General features: G+C 48.1%; 17 protein-coding genes. 13 read left to right on the top strand and 4 right to left on the bottom strand.

Going from position 1 to position 16,233, the window contains the following annotated elements; translation table 11 throughout:
* Positions 1-4 precede the first annotated feature (4 nt).
* The 3 genes from pyrH to rpsB all read right to left on the bottom strand — a co-directional run bounded on the left by pyrH (position 5) and on the right by rpsB (position 2,581).
* Complete coding sequence (pyrH, locus tag EUZ85_RS09360) at positions 5-739, bottom strand: UMP kinase (RefSeq protein ID WP_011398989.1); 735 nt, start codon at positions 737-739, stop codon at positions 5-7.
* A gap of 135 nt (positions 740-874) precedes the next feature.
* Entirely contained in the window at positions 875-1,735 is an 861-nt protein-coding gene (gene tsf, locus EUZ85_RS09355) for a translation elongation factor Ts (RefSeq protein WP_127969044.1), read from the bottom strand.
* 84 nt (positions 1,736-1,819) lie between these two features.
* On the bottom strand, positions 1,820-2,581 hold the full coding sequence (gene rpsB, locus EUZ85_RS09350; RefSeq protein ID WP_127969043.1) for a 30S ribosomal protein S2: 762 nt from the start codon (positions 2,579-2,581) through the stop codon (positions 1,820-1,822).
* 365 nt (positions 2,582-2,946) lie between these two features.
* Here rpsB and map point away from each other — a divergent pair, with 365 nt between their 5' ends.
* The 8 genes from map (at position 2,947) to EUZ85_RS09310 (ending at position 11,211) form a co-directional block, all read left to right on the top strand.
* The gene (gene map / locus EUZ85_RS09345; protein WP_127969042.1) at positions 2,947-3,717 is read left to right on the top strand and encodes a type I methionyl aminopeptidase; all 771 of its coding nucleotides are present in this window, start codon (positions 2,947-2,949) and stop codon (positions 3,715-3,717) included.
* A gap of 16 nt (positions 3,718-3,733) precedes the next feature.
* Positions 3,734-6,454, top strand: coding sequence for a [protein-PII] uridylyltransferase (locus EUZ85_RS09340; protein WP_127969041.1), 2,721 nt, complete (start codon positions 3,734-3,736; stop codon positions 6,452-6,454).
* Positions 6,455-6,499: 45 nt separating this feature from the next.
* Entirely contained in the window at positions 6,500-7,693 is a 1,194-nt protein-coding gene (dapC, locus tag EUZ85_RS09335) for a succinyldiaminopimelate transaminase (protein WP_127969040.1), read from the top strand.
* A gap of 65 nt (positions 7,694-7,758) precedes the next feature.
* On the top strand, positions 7,759-8,109 hold the full coding sequence (locus EUZ85_RS09330; protein WP_164887211.1) for an ArsC family reductase: 351 nt from the start codon (positions 7,759-7,761) through the stop codon (positions 8,107-8,109).
* Between the two features lie 74 nt (positions 8,110-8,183).
* The gene (dapD, locus tag EUZ85_RS09325; protein WP_206618033.1) at positions 8,184-9,209 is read left to right on the top strand and encodes a 2,3,4,5-tetrahydropyridine-2,6-dicarboxylate N-succinyltransferase; all 1,026 of its coding nucleotides are present in this window, start codon (positions 8,184-8,186) and stop codon (positions 9,207-9,209) included.
* A 117-nt stretch (positions 9,210-9,326) separates the two neighbouring features.
* Positions 9,327-10,478 (top strand): succinyl-diaminopimelate desuccinylase, encoded by a 1,152-nt coding sequence (gene dapE / locus EUZ85_RS09320; RefSeq protein WP_127969038.1) that lies wholly within the window; start codon positions 9,327-9,329, stop codon positions 10,476-10,478.
* Between the two features lie 31 nt (positions 10,479-10,509).
* Entirely contained in the window at positions 10,510-10,812 is a 303-nt protein-coding gene (locus EUZ85_RS09315) for a hypothetical protein (protein ID WP_127969037.1), read from the top strand.
* Positions 10,813-10,815: 3 nt separating this feature from the next.
* Positions 10,816-11,211 carry a hypothetical protein gene (locus EUZ85_RS09310; protein WP_127969036.1) on the top strand — a complete coding sequence of 132 codons (396 nt, stop codon included), beginning with the start codon at positions 10,816-10,818 and terminating at the stop codon, positions 11,209-11,211.
* A 45-nt stretch (positions 11,212-11,256) separates the two neighbouring features.
* Here EUZ85_RS09310 and EUZ85_RS31900 read toward each other — a convergent pair whose 3' ends face one another.
* Positions 11,257-11,733 carry a cold-shock protein gene (locus EUZ85_RS31900; RefSeq protein ID WP_305000040.1) on the bottom strand — a complete coding sequence of 159 codons (477 nt, stop codon included), beginning with the start codon at positions 11,731-11,733 and terminating at the stop codon, positions 11,257-11,259.
* 401 nt (positions 11,734-12,134) lie between these two features.
* On the opposite strand from EUZ85_RS31900, the gene EUZ85_RS09300 reads away from it, so the two are divergent.
* From EUZ85_RS09300 to EUZ85_RS09280, 5 genes are all read left to right on the top strand, one after another.
* On the top strand, positions 12,135-12,335 hold the full coding sequence (locus tag EUZ85_RS09300) for a SlyX family protein (protein WP_127969035.1): 201 nt from the start codon (positions 12,135-12,137) through the stop codon (positions 12,333-12,335).
* A 122-nt stretch (positions 12,336-12,457) separates the two neighbouring features.
* On the top strand, positions 12,458-13,306 hold the full coding sequence (locus tag EUZ85_RS09295; protein ID WP_127969034.1) for a glycosyltransferase family 2 protein: 849 nt from the start codon (positions 12,458-12,460) through the stop codon (positions 13,304-13,306).
* A 12-nt stretch (positions 13,307-13,318) separates the two neighbouring features.
* Entirely contained in the window at positions 13,319-14,149 is an 831-nt protein-coding gene (locus tag EUZ85_RS09290) for an ABC transporter permease (RefSeq protein ID WP_127969033.1), read from the top strand.
* 8 nt (positions 14,150-14,157) lie between these two features.
* Positions 14,158-15,408: an ABC transporter ATP-binding protein gene (locus tag EUZ85_RS09285; protein WP_127969032.1), complete on the top strand. Its 1,251-nt coding sequence runs from the start codon at positions 14,158-14,160 to the stop codon at positions 15,406-15,408.
* Positions 15,409-15,447: 39 nt separating this feature from the next.
* A complete protein-coding gene (locus EUZ85_RS09280) occupies positions 15,448-16,227 on the top strand; it encodes a bifunctional 2-polyprenyl-6-hydroxyphenol methylase/3-demethylubiquinol 3-O-methyltransferase UbiG (protein WP_127969031.1) in 780 nt (259 codons plus the stop codon).
* Positions 16,228-16,233: the final 6 nt, after the last annotated feature.

Raw genomic sequence — 16,233 nt, 5'->3', positions numbered from 1 at the left:
GGCTTTACCCTCGCTCTATCAATGTACCTTCTTCCATACCCACCACGATATTGATAAGCGCGCTGGCCTTATTCATATCAAATACCCGCACAGGCATACCGTGGTCGCGACACAAACAAATCGCAGTTAGATCCATGACTCCAAGCTTACGCTCAAGCACTTCATCATAGGTGAGTCGATCATATTTTACCGCATCCGCCACTTTCATAGGATCGTCGGAGTATACGCCATCCACTTTAGTGGCCTTCAAGACTACGTCCGCGTCAATTTCGATACCGCGAAGACAGGCAGCGGAATCAGTTGTAAAAAACGGGTTGCCGGTACCAGCGCAGAAGATCACCACGTCGCCTTCTTTTAAGTCACGAATAGCACGGCGACGATCATAATGCTCAACAACGCCGCTCATAGGTATGGCGGACATAACACGGGTCGCGATATTGGAGCGCTCCAGCGCATCTCGCATAGCCAGCGCATTCATTACAGTCGCCAGCATTCCCATATGGTCGCCGGTCACTCTGTCCATACCTGCATCCTGCAGCGCTTTACCGCGAAAAAGGTTTCCTCCCCCAATAACCAGACCGACCTGAACCCCTATACCAATTAGCTGACCAATTTCCAACGCCATGCGATTGAGCACTTTCGGATCTATTCCAAAGTTCTCTTCTCCCATGAGCGCCTCACCAGAGAGTTTTAGCAGTACACGCTTATATTTGGGTTGAGTTTGAGCAGACGGGGGCATATGTAGTTTCACCTGTGTTGCACGCTAGCTTGGCAAGTTGAAGAAACGCTAAGAGGCTGTTTGCAGCCTCCGGATACTAATGTGGCGAGAGCAGAGTATACCGCCCTCGCCACAAATTCATACAAAAAGAAGAAATTAGCCTTTCAGCTGAGCAGCAACTTCTGCAGCGAAATCCACTTCTTCTTTTTCAATACCTTCACCAACCTCGTAGCGCACCATAGCAACTACCTGAGCGCCGGCTTTCTTCACCAGATCGCTAACTTTAACGTCAGGATCTTTAACGAAAGCCTGCTCCAGCAAGCTAATTTCCGCCAGGAATTTGTTGATACGGCCGTCAACCATCTTGTCGACGATCTCTGCAGGCTTACCGCTCTGATCAGCTTGCGCCTTGTAAATTTCACGCTCTTTAGCGATCACTTCATCGCTAACGTCATCACGAGAAATGAACTGCGGATTCACTGCGGCGATGTGCATTGCAATATCTTTCGCCAGCTCAGCGTTGCCGCCATTCAGAGCAACCAGAACGGCAATACGGTTGTTGCCGTGAACATATGCGCCAACCACATCGGAAGACAGCATAGAAGCACGACGAACATTGATATTTTCACCAATTTTCTGAACCAGAGCCTGACGCTTCTCTTCCAAACCAGACTCCATCAGAGCCGCAACGTCAGCGGACTTTTTGTCAAAGGCGGCGCCAACAACGTCGCCAACAAAGCCCAGGAAGTTTTCGTCGCGAGCAACGAAGTCAGTTTCACTGTTCACTTCAACAACAACTGCGTAGCTGTTGTCATCGCTAACTTTAACTGCAACCACGCCATCCGCGGATACACGACCAGCTTTCTTAGCTGCCTTCATGCCGCTGCTTTTACGAAGGTCTTCAATCGCTTTCTCGATATCGCCTTCTGCTTCAACAAGCGCCTTCTTGCACTCCATCATACCCAGACCGGTGCGCTCGCGCAGTTCTTTTACCATGGATGCTGAAATAGCCGCCATCTTTTAATCCTCACTTGTCAGGTTCAGAAAAATTGAAAAAAAAGGGGAGATCATCCCCTTTTTGATCATTCTATATGCCTAAGATTACTCTGACTTTTCGGCAGCTTCTTCGGCGGAAGCAGCTGCTTCGTTAACTTCTACGAACTCATCGCCATTACCCGCCGCTGAGGACAGACCTTCCAGGCAAGAGTCAGCAACAGCCTTGGCGTATACTTGAATTGCGCGAATGGCGTCGTCGTTACCAGGAATAACATAGTCAACGCCGTCTGGATCGCTATTGGTATCAACTACGCCGATAACAGGAATACCCAGCTTGTTGGCTTCCTTGATAGCGATACGCTCATGATCCACATCGATCACGAACAGCGCGTCAGGCAGACCGCCCATATCTTTGATACCGCCGATGCTTCTTTCCAGCTTGTCCATCTCACGATGCAGCATCAACACTTCTTTTTTGGTCAGCTTGTCGAAAGTACCATCTTGGCTCTGAGTTTCCAGATCACGGTAGCGACGGATAGATTGACGGATGGTTTTGTAGTTAGTCAGCATGCCGCCCAACCAGCGATGGTTGACATAAGGCATGCTGGCGCGATCCGCTTCTTCTTTAATGATCTTACCGGCTGCACGCTTGGTGCCTACGAAAAGAATTTTATTTTTCTTTTCGGCCAGATTGGAAACGAAACGCAGAGCATCATTCAGAGCAGGTACAGTGTGCTCCAAATTAATGATATGAATCTTGTTGCGCGCACCGAAGATATATTTGCGCATTTTGGGGTTCCAGAAACGAGTCTGGTGACCGAAGTGAACGCCCGCCTTCAGCAGGTCTCTCATTGAAACTTCTGACATATCTTTTACTCTTTAAAAAAGTTTGGGTTTAACCTCCATGCATCCCATGCTCCAACCGCATCTAAGCGGCACCCGAAACATGTGTCGACGCATGTGTGTTTTTATGGCTTCAACGCTCCTGATTTTCAGGATGCATTTCAATCCGGCGCGCTTTATACCACAAACCCCCGTTTTTTTAAAGACCAAAATCACCCTCCACCCCTCCAGCACAGAGCCTGCAGCGGCCCAGGCACGCAGAAAAACGATAGCCTAGCAAAGAACTCGGATTTTTATTCACTCTACGAACCGGTTACAATACGGCAGCGTCTAATATCAACAGAATCACACTTTGCCCTTGCAGGCAGTTGGAACCCTCAGAAGCGAGCATGAAAGTTACCATCAAAACCCCTGAAGAAATCGAAAAAATGCGCATCGCCGGCCGTCTTGCGGCTGAAGTGCTTGAAATGATTGAAGAGCATGTGAAACCAGGAGTCACTACCGGCGAGTTGGACGAGATTTGCCATAAATATATCACCGAAGTCCAACAGGCCATACCTGCTCCGCTGAACTACAAGGGGTTCCCCAAATCCATCTGCACCTCAGTCAACCATGTGATTTGTCACGGCATCCCCAGCGACAAAAAAGTACTGAAAAACGGCGACACCGTTAATATAGACATCACGGTAATAAAAGATGGCTATCATGGCGACACCAGCAAAATGTTTTTTGTCGGCAAACCCACCATTGCTGCTGAAAGGCTGGTGCGCGTCACTCAAGAATGCCTTTATAAAGGCATTGAACTGGTCAAGCCTGGTGTTCGCCTTGGCGACATTGGCCATGTCATCCAGCAATATGCGGAAAGCCAGCATTATTCTGTTGTGAGGGAGTATTGCGGTCACGGTATCGGCGCGGTATTCCACGAAGAACCGCAGGTAATGCATTACGGCACGCCGGGAACAGGCACGGTGATCAAAGAAGGCATGACTTTTACCATTGAACCGATGATCAACCAGGGCAAGCGCCACTGCAAACTGCTTCCCGACGGCTGGACAGTCGTCACCAAGGACCATAAGCTTTCAGCTCAGTGGGAGCACACCATCCTGGTGACCGCAGACGGATACGAAGTTCTTACCAAGCGTAGCGAAGAGTCTTTCTAGTCAATAAATCCGATTTATGACTGAACAAAGCGACCAGGTATTAACAGAAGCGCCGCCAATCAGGCTGGATCCGCGTCTCATTTTTGACGCCGACGCCTACGCCACGCTTCTGAGAGAAGGAAAGCCCACTTTGGGCTTCCTGAAGCAATCACTACAGAGCGCCACTGAGCGACTGCACGAACAGTTCAAGTCCGGCGCGCCCATCAGAGAACTGGTTTCTGGTCGGGCAGCTTATATCGATCAGGTGCTCAAAGCCTTGTGGCTAGGCGCAGACTGGTCTGATCCAGATAAAATATGCCTTCTTGCGGTAGGTGGGTACGGACGCAATGAGCTCCTCCCCCACTCAGACATTGATTTATTGATTCTGCTTGATGATGACGCCGATATCAGCGAATTCGGTCCAGCGATTGAAGGGCTCATTACCCTGCTGTGGGACCTCAACCTCGATATTGGCCATAGCGTCCGCACGGTAACGGAGTCGATAGCCAAAGCGGCGACAGATATCACCATCGCCACCAACTTACTGGAAACCCGCACCCTTGCCGGGGAGCCAGAACTTCGGAGCCGGCTCAGTCGTCGCGCTTATTCAGATGAATCCTGGACCGATCAGCGCTTTTTTAGCGCCAAGCGCGACGAACAGCTCGAAAGACATCAAAAGTACGGCGATACCGAATACAATCTTGAACCCAATATCAAGACATCCCCAGGCACACTGCGCGATATTCAAACCATCGGATGGATCACCAAACGCCATTTCTGTAATGAAAGTAGCGACAGCGAAACGGCTTACGACTTCCTGACCGCCGATGAGTACAGCACCTTGCGCGAGGGCGAAGCCTATCTTTGGCGCTTAAGATACGGCTTGCAAATGCTGGCGGGGCGCAACGAAAACAGGCTGCTTTTCGACCATCAGCGCTCACTGGCCAATCTATTGGGATATATCGACCGTGACGATGAGCTCGGCGTCGAACAAATGATGCAGGAGTACTACCGCTACGCCATGGCGCTAGGCGAGCTTAACGATGTGGTGCTGCAATACTTCGACGAAATTATCCTGCATGCAGATGACGAGGAAGTCATCGTACCGCTTAACCGGCGCTTCCATATCCGCAATGACTATATCGAAGCCATTAACAACCAGACCTTCGCCTACCAGCCTTTCGCCTTAGTCGAAGTTTTTCTGCTGATGGCGCAAAGCCCTCAGGTCAGAGGTATTCGAGCCAACACCATCCGGGCAATCAGAGCACATCGACATCTGATCGACGACAAATTTCGCAGCGACCTAGCCAACACATCTCTATTTATGGAGATTTTAAAAACGCCTCACGCCCTGCATCGCACACTCTCGTCCATGAAACGCTATGGTGTGCTAGGCAAGTATCTTCCTGAATTTGGTCGTGTTGTCGGCAAAATGCAGCACGACTTATTCCATATTTACACCGTGGATGCGCACACCATTCATGTTATTCGCAACATGATCCGCCTGCGCAACCCCGAAAGCGTCAAAGATTACCCATTGGCGACCCGACTGGTGTATCGACTGCCCAAGCTCGAGCTTCTATACATTGCCGGCATATACCATGACATAGCCAAAGGACGCGGCGGCGATCATTCGGAACTGGGCGCAGAAGATGTTGAAGCCTTCTGTAAAAGGCATCATCTCAGCCAGCGGGACACCAGTTTGGTGGCCTGGCTGGTGCGCAACCATTTGTTGATGTCGATGACAGCGCAACGCAAGGACCCCTCAGACCCTGAAGTGATTCATGAGTTCGCCAGCAAGATCGACTCGCAAATACACCTGGACTACCTCTATACACTGACTGTTTGCGATATCAGCGCCACCAACCCCAAATTATGGAACACATGGCGCGCAGCTCTTTTGCGACAGCTCTACAGCGAAACCAAACGTGCAATCCGACGCGGCCTGGATACGCCACCCGATCGCAGTCAGTGGGTGGCGGACACTCAGACCGAAGCGCGCGAAATACTACATTCGCAGGATTTTGGCGACGATAATATCGACGCGATCTGGGACGCTCTGGAAGAAGAGTACTTTTTGCAGGACTCCACCGGCGAGATAGCGTGGCAGACCGCCGCTATCATCCGGCATGGCGACTCCACCGAGCCGCTGGTATTAATTCGCGACGCCAAGGGCGGTGAAGCAGAAGGCTTCATGCAAATCATGGTGTACCAGCGGGCTCGCGACGACTTATTCGCCGCCACCACAGCCACGTTGGAGCAACTACGCCTGAACATTGCCGAGGCCCGCATTAACTGCGCCACAGACAGATTCAGCCTTGGCTCGTTTGTAGTCAGTAGCGCCGACGCGGATACAAGCGGCTCTGTCAGTAAGAAGCAGATCTCCCAGCGCCTGGAGAGAGAATTAAGCAACCCTGAACACTACCCTAATGTCATTAAGCGGCGCACCCCCCGGCAGCTGAAGCACTTTTATTTTCCAACTGAAGTCACTTTCAGTAATGACACCGTCAACCAACGCACAGTTATGGAGATCATCACTCCAGACCGTCCAGGCCTGCTCGCCCGTATCGGCAGCATTCTGCTGGAACACGAGGTCGAACTTGTCACCGCCCGCATCGCAACGCTTGGCGAGCGAGTGGAAGACGTTTTCGTTCTGACAGATATTGATGGGGCCCCCTTGAGCGACCCCGAGCTATGCCGAACATTGCGCGACGATATTTGCGGGCAATTGGACCAACAGAACAGCAAAGAACTATAGTCGTCCGTCCAATTTGACGGCAGGCTCTGGAGTAACGACAAAGATATGAACCCAAACCTATCTCGTCTACAGCCGTACCCTTTTGAAAAACTGGCGCAGCTGAAGCAGTCCGCCCATCCACCTGCTCACCTGCCCCATATAGCGCTTTCTATAGGCGAACCCAAACACGCGCCACCAGAGTTCGCCCTGGAAGTACTGCGGAATAATATGAGCGCTCTCTCACGCTACCCCACAACCAAGGGAGAACCCGAACTCCGCAAAGCCATCGCAGGATGGCTGGAGAAGCGCTTTAACCTGACCGGAGGAATAGACCCGGAGTCACAGGTCTTACCAGTCAATGGGACTCGCGAGGCCCTCTTCGCTTTCGCACAAGCGGTTATCGATCCTACCCAGAACGCCCTCGTCGTCAGCCCAAATCCGTTTTACCAGATATATGAAGGCGCCGCTTATCTGGCGGGGGCGGAGCCCTATTTTCTGCCTTGTGACGCAAGCAATAGCTTCATCCCTGACTTTGACTCCGTCCCGAACTCCATTTGGCGACGCTGCCAGCTCCTGTTTCTTTGCTCGCCTGGCAACCCAACCGGTCGCGTCATCCCTATTGAGACGCTACAGAAACTGATTTCGCTGGCTGACGAACACAATTTCATTATTGCTTCGGACGAGTGTTATTCGGAGATCTATTTCAATGAGTCCACTGCGCCCATCGGCTTACTAGAAGCTTGCGCTAAATTGGGCAGACACGATTATCGCCGCTGCGTTGTATTCCACAGCCTGTCAAAGCGCTCAAACGTTCCCGGACTCAGGTCTGGTTTCGTTGCGGGGGACGCGAGCATACTTCGAGAGTTTCTTCGTTACCGCACTTACCATGGCTGCTCAATGCCCATCCCAACGCAGCTTGCCTCCATCGCACTTTGGAGCGATGAAGAACATGTACGACAAAATCGCACCCAGTATGTGAGCAAATTTCATAGCTTTAAGGAGATACTTGCTCCGTGCTGGCCACTTGAGATGCCTGACGCCGCTTTTTACTTCTGGGCGCACACGCCTATTCCTGATGATGTCTTTGCACAACGTCTTTATGCGGAGAAAAACCTCACCGTTTTACCCGGGCGTTTTCTGGGACGTGAGCAACAAGACGTCAACCCAGGAGCAGGACGCGTCCGCATGGCGCTAGTCGCCTCAGTGGATGAGTGCATTGAGGCCGCTCAACGCATCAAGTCATTTATAGAGTCACTGTGAACGGCGCATTGCGAGCGCGCAACTCAAAGCAGGGACAACCGTAAAACAACAGGTGAAATGATCCAATGAGTTTGAAAGTGTACGGCATCAGCAACTGCGACACCGTAAAAAAGGCCCGAAAGTGGTTGGAAGCCAATCATATTGAATATACTTTTCACGACTTTAAAAAGTCTGGCGTTCCCCAAGACAATCTGGAAGCCTGGCTTAACGCAGTCGGCGTGGAAACATTAGTCAATAAAAGGGGAACTACTTGGCGCAAACTCTCGGACTCAGATAAGTCCGATATAGAATCAGGAGCCAAGACAAAAGAATTACTGTCGGAGCACAGCTCCGTTATCAAACGCCCGGTGATCGAGACGCCATCAGGAGACATCATTACAGGCTTCACAGCATCCCAACTGGAAAAATACGCCTGAACGAGTTGCAGTCTCCCGACACCGGAGCAACAGACATTCCAAGACATTAAACACTAAGCAAAGAAGGTACTATCATGTTGGCATTTGGCATTGGCGTAGGCGCCAAGAACAGCAAAGGAGACTGGCTTGAAACCTATTTCGCCGCTCCCTTGTGGAATCCTGCAGCGGAAGTAAAAGAGCTGTTGAAGGACTCACTGGGCTACGCCGGCGGTAACCAGACCCTGGAGCTTGACGCCCAAAAGCTGGAAGCCCTGGCCGCAGCGTTCGACAAAGCGAACCAGCCCACACAAGCGCAAACCGCCAAGGCGTTACGCGATTCGAAACGCCCGACAGTAGCCGTCATGATTGAAGAAGACGGCAAAGCCTCTTCCACACCCGAAGTATATTTAAAGCTGCAATTGATATCCCATCGCTTTGTGAAACCCCATGGGATTAATCTGGAAGGTATTTTCGCCCTGCTTCCCAATGTGGCCTGGACATCACAAGGCGCTATCGACATTGAGGAACTTTCATCACGTCAACTGAGCGCGCGCGCCAATGGCGAAACCCTGCGCGTATTTTCCGTAGACAAATTCCCACAGATGACTGACTACGTAGTACCCAAAGGCGTACGTATCGCTGATACCGCTCGCGTCAGGCTCGGCGCCTATGTCGGTGAAGGCACCACCATCATGCACGAAGGCTTCGTCAACTTTAACGCTGGCACCGAAGGCGCATCCATGATCGAAGGCCGCATCTCTGCAGGCGTAATGATCGGTGAAGGCTCCGATCTTGGCGGCGGCTGCTCCACCATGGGCACACTGTCCGGCGGCGGAGCTATCATTATATCCGTCGGCAAGAACTCACTGATCGGCGCCAACGCAGGAATTGGCATCCCTCTGGGCGACCGTTGCAAAGTTGAGGCCGGCCTGTACATCACCGCTGGCTCCAAAGTGGCGGTAATGGACGACAAAGGTAAAGTTGCAAAAATCGTCAAAGCCCGTGAACTGACTGGCCAAAACGACTTATTGTTCCGCCGCAACTCTGAGACGGGCAGAATCGAAGTCGTCACTAATAAAACCGCAATTCAGTTGAACGAAGCGTTGCACGCCAATAACTGATATCAAGGCGGCTGGAGACCACCTCCCCCCTCGAATGATATAAAATGCAGCAAGGCGGACAGACTCTCAGTCGTCCGCCTTATTTTCAATCGCAACCCATTACTCGTTGAGCGCATCATGACCGATCCCCTTTCCCCTACCCTGGAACTGGCTGTGGACCTTATCAAGCGCCCTTCCGTCACTCCTCATGACGCAGGCTGTCAGGATCTATTAAGTCAGAGGTTGCAAACCATCGGATTTGAAATAACAGACCTTCCTTTCGGAGAGGTGCAAAACTTTTGGGCCAAACGCGGCTCTCAAGCCCCACTGGTTGTTTTCGCCGGCCACACCGATGTCGTCCCTACAGGACCGGAAGAAAAGTGGGAGCATCCCCCCTTCGCCGCAGAGGTGAAAGATGGCGTGCTACACGGTAGAGGGGCCGCAGATATGAAGGGAAGTCTGGCGGCCTTTATGACCGCCTGCGAGCGCTTCGTTGAAAAACACCCCAACCATCGAGGCTCCATAGGCTGGCTGATCACCAGCGACGAAGAAGGCCATGCAGTAAACGGCACGGTAAAGGTTGTGGAGTACTTGGTCGACAAGGGCGAAGTCATTGATTGGTGTATCGTCGGCGAACCTTCCAGCACACACACTGTGGGCGACGTCATCAAGAACGGTCGTCGCGGCTCCATTGGCGCCACACTGATAGTGAAAGGCGTTCAAGGGCATGTCGCATATCCTCATCTTGCCGACAATCCGATTCACAAAGCCGCACCAGCACTGGCGGAATTGACAAATGAAAAGTGGGACGAAGGCAACGACTTCTTTCCCGCCACCAGCCTGCAGATCTCGAATATTAATGGCGGAACCGGCGCCACCAATGTAATTCCAGGCGAACTCAATGTCATGTTTAATCTGCGTTTTTCGACCGAACTAAACGCAGACATCATCAAGCAAAGAAGTGAAGCGATTCTTCAAAAGCATGGCCTGGACTACGATATAGAATGGCGCTTATATGGCGAACCCTTCCTGACAAGTAAAGGGCCATTAATCGAAGCCACCCAGAAAGCGATCAAACATGTTCGCGGTTCTGAAACCACACTTTCCACCAGCGGCGGAACATCAGATGGACGCTTTATCGCACCAACCGGCGCACAGGTGGTGGAGTTAGGGCCTTGCAATGCAACCATACACCGCATAAATGAGCAGGTTCTGGTCAGCGAAATTGACCAACTCAGCAGTATTTATGAACATATTCTGGAAGAATTACTGGTAGTCGAGTCTAAGTAGATTCGGTAACAAGCAGGCCGGAGCTGAGCCTATGACCTCGTCTCATCCCAGCATCATGAAGCGACTGATGCAGCGATTGCGAAAACGGGATTACGACCAGGCGCGCGCTTTTCAGTGCTTTCTGTGCGGAGGCATTACAGCAGTATGCGCCATGGCGACGCTGGTGATCTCTGATGCTACGCACCCCGCCACACTGGCTCAGGACCTGCTTAACCTGATCGTGCTTGCGCTGCTTATTTTAGGCCTAGTAATGGCGGCGTATGGCTATATTCGCTTACTTATTATACGTTTATCTAATTTCTCCAATGACAGTGGCAACCGGAAAGAGTCCTGATATATGCAAAATCCCCCCCGCTATCCCGATATCGAAATCTATATTCTGGATACAAATCTCCCAGATATATGCGAATGGCTGAAGAAACATCTGACGATTGAAGGAGCCCCCCTGGTGGAGGGAAACACACACAAGATCCACACCAACTATAACGGCGCCGACATTCCTGTCATCGTTGTTGAAAAAGCTTCCGGTAAACGCTTCACAAGCGTTTGGTTCGACTCCTCCGCCACCCCTTGGGAAACGGATCTGGACTGTGCTCGCAGCGCATTCTCGGCCCTCAATAAAGAGGTGCGCTGCTCTGCAAGCGGCTGGATCGAAGAAGAGGAAGAAGATGCGCCGGATCTATGGTGGAAAATCAATCAGCACGGCGAGAAACAGTGTAACTGGAAAGATTAAAGGGCGGTTAAACCGCCCTTTTAACATCTACCAGTAAAGTAGCGATCAGCGAACGGGAGAAACATCCTCCGCCTGAAGACCTTTGTCCCCTTCCACTGTCCGGAACCTCACTTTCTGTCCCTGACGCAAAGAACGATGACCTCTGCCTCGAATAGAGCGGAAGTGAACAAATATGTCATCGCCACCTTCGCGCGTGATAAAGCCAAATCCCTTATTCGGGTTAAACCACTTAACAATACCCGACTCGCGCTCGTCATTGGCGTTATCTTCCTCATAAGCCTCTTCCGAGCTTCCAGACAATATCGCTGGCAAAAAGCCAGCCAGAATGAATAGCACAGCGGTGATCAAATAAACGCCAATGCCTGCGCCAGAAGTTAAGAGGCTCGTTAATCCACTGCCGTCCGCCATGAAGGAAAAAGTGGGCTGCATACCGAAAAGACTCAGCGCAACGCCAAGCACGATAGGAAGAATAAGACCGGCAATCACTGCAATCATCATTTTTACTGAATTATTATCTTTCATTTATTAACTCTACAAATAATTATTTTGGAACAAAAAACACCCCAATGGCTGTGATGGAGAGACTTACGAGTGTGTTTCATATCATTCCGAAAACGGCATGGATGATACCGAAAGCCCCCTCCACCAAGCCTAAACACCAGAGCGCCGGTTCGGTCAGCATATAGACCCGGGCGGAAATCTTTAGAAAACCAGCTAGACTAAAAAGCGACCGACAAAATAAAAAAGGCTTCTCCGAACGCTCTGCTCTCGATGATTTAGAATCGAAATCATCTAAGAAGTCCTTATAATAGCAAATCGAGACATATATTACGTAGTACGCGGGTACAACTTTATGACTTATGGCCTATATTTTTTGGCCGCCCGCTCCTACCAGACGTTCGACTGAGGCTAAGGGCTAACGAATGGAACAACGAGTCACCGACCTGGAAACCAAGCTTGCTTTCCTGGACGACCTGATCACATCACTCAACGATACGATTTACCAGCAAGACAGGCGGATTGAAAAACTAGAGAGCCAGCTGGACAACCTGCGCGAACAACTTGAGAGCGTGAGAGAGCTGTTGCCTGAAGATGGGGAAGAAGGGCCTCCTCCGCATTATTGATTCGCTTAGATGCGGCTAATCTGCTGTTTACACAATAAAATTGTTAAATCAGTAAAATTCTCTAATCATGTATCCTAGACAAATGACTCAGCCTTATTCACAACGAGCGGAAGTATAATTTAGTGTTTTCTATAGTCATACCAGCTAAAAATGAATCAGCAGGCCTCTCAACCTTTCTTCCAGAACTTCGCAGTCTATACCCTGAAGCTGAAATTATTGTTATTGATGATGGCTCAACAGACAATACTAGAGAAGTCTGTATTTCAAATAATGTCAATGTCATTAGCCACCCATATAGCAAAGGCAACGGCGCAGCAATTAAAACTGGAGCACGAGCAGCAACACAGGATGTAATCGTGTTTATGGATGGTGATGGCCAGCATAATGCAAAAGACGTAAGGCAGTTGCTGGCCAAAATAGATGAGGGGCACGATATGGTCATCGGCGCCAGGCAAGGACTCCAATCGCAAGCTAATATATCGAGAGGCGGGGCAAATGCGCTTTATAACTGGCTAGCCACATTAATTGTGGGACATAAAGTTGAAGACTTAACTTCAGGCTTTCGTGCAGTACGAGCGGATAAGTTTCGTGAATTTCTATATCTATTGCCAAATGGTTTTTCATACCCTACAACCTGCACAATGGCTTTCTTTAGAGCCGGCTACTCAGTCTCATATATACCAATTCTTGCCAATAAGCGCTTAGGAAAAAGTCATATTCGGATTATCCGAGACGGCGTACGCTTTCTATTAATAATATTTAAAATTGGCACACTCTACTCGCCTCTAAAGGTCTTTTTCCCAACATCTTTACTATTTTTTAGCTTAGCAAGCATTCACTATGCTCACACCTACATAGACCAGGGTAGATTCACAAATATGAGCGCACTGCTTTATATAACTTCTGTATTGATATTCGCCATGGGGTTAATTTCAGAACAAGTGACATCCCTAATGTACCAGAAAAAGTAAGCCCTTCATAAAATGAACAATAATTTTGACTTTATAATCCGGCCAAATAAAAAAGTAACCACCTTTATTAGTGAGATATGGGAATACAGAGATTTATTCTACTTTCTAGCCCTACGAGATTTCAAAGTCAGGTATAAACAAACTATAGTAGGGTCTCTCTGGGCTATTCTAAGACCACTGATGACAATGCTAGTGTTTACTATTGTTTTTGGAAAAATAGCGGCTTTGCCAAGCCAAGGTCAAGCGCCATATTCTATTTTAGTATTTTCAGCAATGCTGCCATGGTTCTTTTTCTCTAGTAGCTTTCAAGATGGAAGTAATGCACTTGTATCAAACGCCAATATGATTTCAAAAATTTACTTCCCAAGAATCATTATTCCAATTAGCAGCCTCTTTGTTAATGCAGTAGATTTCATCATTTCATTTTTCTTACTTCTGCTGCTAATGATATTTCTTCAATACCCGCCGACATACAAAATAATTGCACTTCCTGTATTTTTCCTGATCTCCGCAGCATTCACTGGCGCCGCAATAATTTGGATGTCTGCTTTAAATGTAAAATATAGAGACATAAGATATATTATCCCATTCATTGTTCAATTTGGATTATTCATATCACCAGTTGGATTTTCATCAACCGTCATGTCAAACGAATGGAGATACGTATACTCCCTGAATCCTTTGGTGGGGATTATTGATGGGTTCCGCTGGTCAATTCTAGATGAGAACGTCAGCTTTTATTGGCCTGGATTTTTCTTATCTATATTTGTAACTATCGCCCTATTATTTACAGGCTATCTTTATTTCAGAAAAACAGAAAATAAATTTGCAGATATAATATAGTGTAATAAATGTCAATTGCAATCAAGGCACAAGAAGTATCAAAGACCTATCTGATTACCCACCAGATGTCTCCTAGATACCTTACATTTTCGGAAAAGCTTTCTTCAGTAGGCAGGCAAATTTCGACCAAAATTAGACACCCAATGTCAAAAGGTGCTGACAAGGAAGAATATGAACTATTCTCCGCTCTGGACAATATAAGCTTTGAAATAAAACAAGGTGATCGTATTGGTATACTAGGGAGAAATGGAGCTGGAAAGTCGACTTTATTAAAGATTCTGAGCCGCATTACTGAGCCCTCATCAGGCTGGATAGGAATCAAAGGTAGAATTGCGAGTCTACTAGAAGTAGGCACAGGGTTTCACCCAGAGTTAACTGGAAGAGAGAACATCTTTCTAAATGGCGCCATACTTGGCATGACCAAACGCGATATAAAGCGTAAGTTTGATGAAATAGTAGATTTCTCTGAAGTAGAAAAGTTTCTCGACACACCGGTGAAGCGCTACTCCAGCGGCATGTACGTTAGATTGGCTTTCTCCGTGGCAGCCCACTTAGAGCCGGACATATTTATTGTTGACGAAGTATTAGCCGTTGGCGACGCTCAGTTCCAAAAAAAATGCATAGGAAAAATGAATGAAGTCCAATCGGGGGGAAGAACACTACTTTTCGTTAGCCATAATGTCAGCCAATTACAAAGCCTTTGTGATAAAGGTTTGTTATTAAATCAAGGAAAACTTGAGAGCTTTGATAGGTTCGAGCATGTACTTTCAAGATACTCGGAATTACTAACTGTTGGCGTCAAATCCTTTTATGAAGCCCCAAGTAGTAGCCCTATCATCACACGAGTTGATATCTTTTCTGAGAAATATGGAAGTTCAGGACATGTTGCGACAGGAGAGAGCTTAGAAGTAGTAATAACATATAAGTCATATGAGAAAAGACTCAATTACGCCGCCATAGGAATTAATGACTCTCATGGAGTAAGGGCCCTAACCTCTAGAAATTATTTTGATGAAAAGTGTATAGAGGAGTTTCCTAATGGTGGAAAGATACATTGCAAGTTAGAAAGCTTACCTTTAAAAGAAGGTATTTATTACCTTGATATAGCAATTGGGCAAAGATTAGTTGGGTTCTTAGATCGAGCTAATAGCTGCTTAAAAATTGAGGTGCTATTCGACAACTATTTTGGTAACGGTTCAAAACTTTTACCGGGCGAAGGTGTTATTGTTGCGAAAGCCGCGTGGACAGCTCAACCATAAAAGTATCAGCAAACAATTCCTGTCTATTTCGGAGCCAATGTGAAAATCATACAAAAAATTCGCAAAAAATTGTTGGGATTTGATAAAAACCACTTACTAGCTCAAGTAGAGCAACAGAAACAACAGATTGAACAGCTAACAACGATAGTGTGTGGAATAAGTGGCAGCAGCAGTAGTGCGTGGCTGTTAAAGAATAAAGATGAACGCATGGATGCTACAGACGAACTTTTTGACGAAGCGAGACGAAATTTTCATTTGATGAGATATGAGTTTGCTAGTAACTATTGCAATGGCCTAGATGTAGCAGACATAGCTTGCGGAACAGGCTACGGTTCTGAAATCTTAGCGCTAGAAGGAAAAGCTAACAGCGTTACCGGCATAGACATAGATAGTTCCGCAATATCATATGCAAAACAGAAGCATGGTCCGGCTAATACAAGTTATAAAGTAGCCTCAGCAGACGACACAGGCTTACCTTCTGCCTCTCTAGATCTCATTGTATCCTTTGAAACCATTGAACACCTTCCTCCTAGCGTAGATATTCTAAAAGAGTTCCATAGAGTTCTTAAGCCAAGTTCTACTCTTATCATTTCCACCCCCAATAATTGGCCACTAACAAAACATCATCTAAGAACATATAACTTTTCTTCTTTTAAAGAAGACATCGAAAAATATTTTCGCATTGAAATAATTTACAATCAAAACTCTGGCTCGAAATCAGAATACAACCACAATCAGCCTGCAGGAATAACACACACAACAATAAAGAATCAAGATTTAGCAGAATGCTTTATTGCTGTATGCAGAAAAGATAATTAGATGACA

This window comes from Hahella sp. KA22, from assembly GCF_004135205.1.
In the GTDB taxonomy this organism is placed as follows: Bacteria; Pseudomonadota; Gammaproteobacteria; order Pseudomonadales; family Oleiphilaceae; genus Hahella.
Note: the sequence above shows the minus strand (reverse complement) of the source record. Positions and strands in the feature narration are given on the sequence as shown.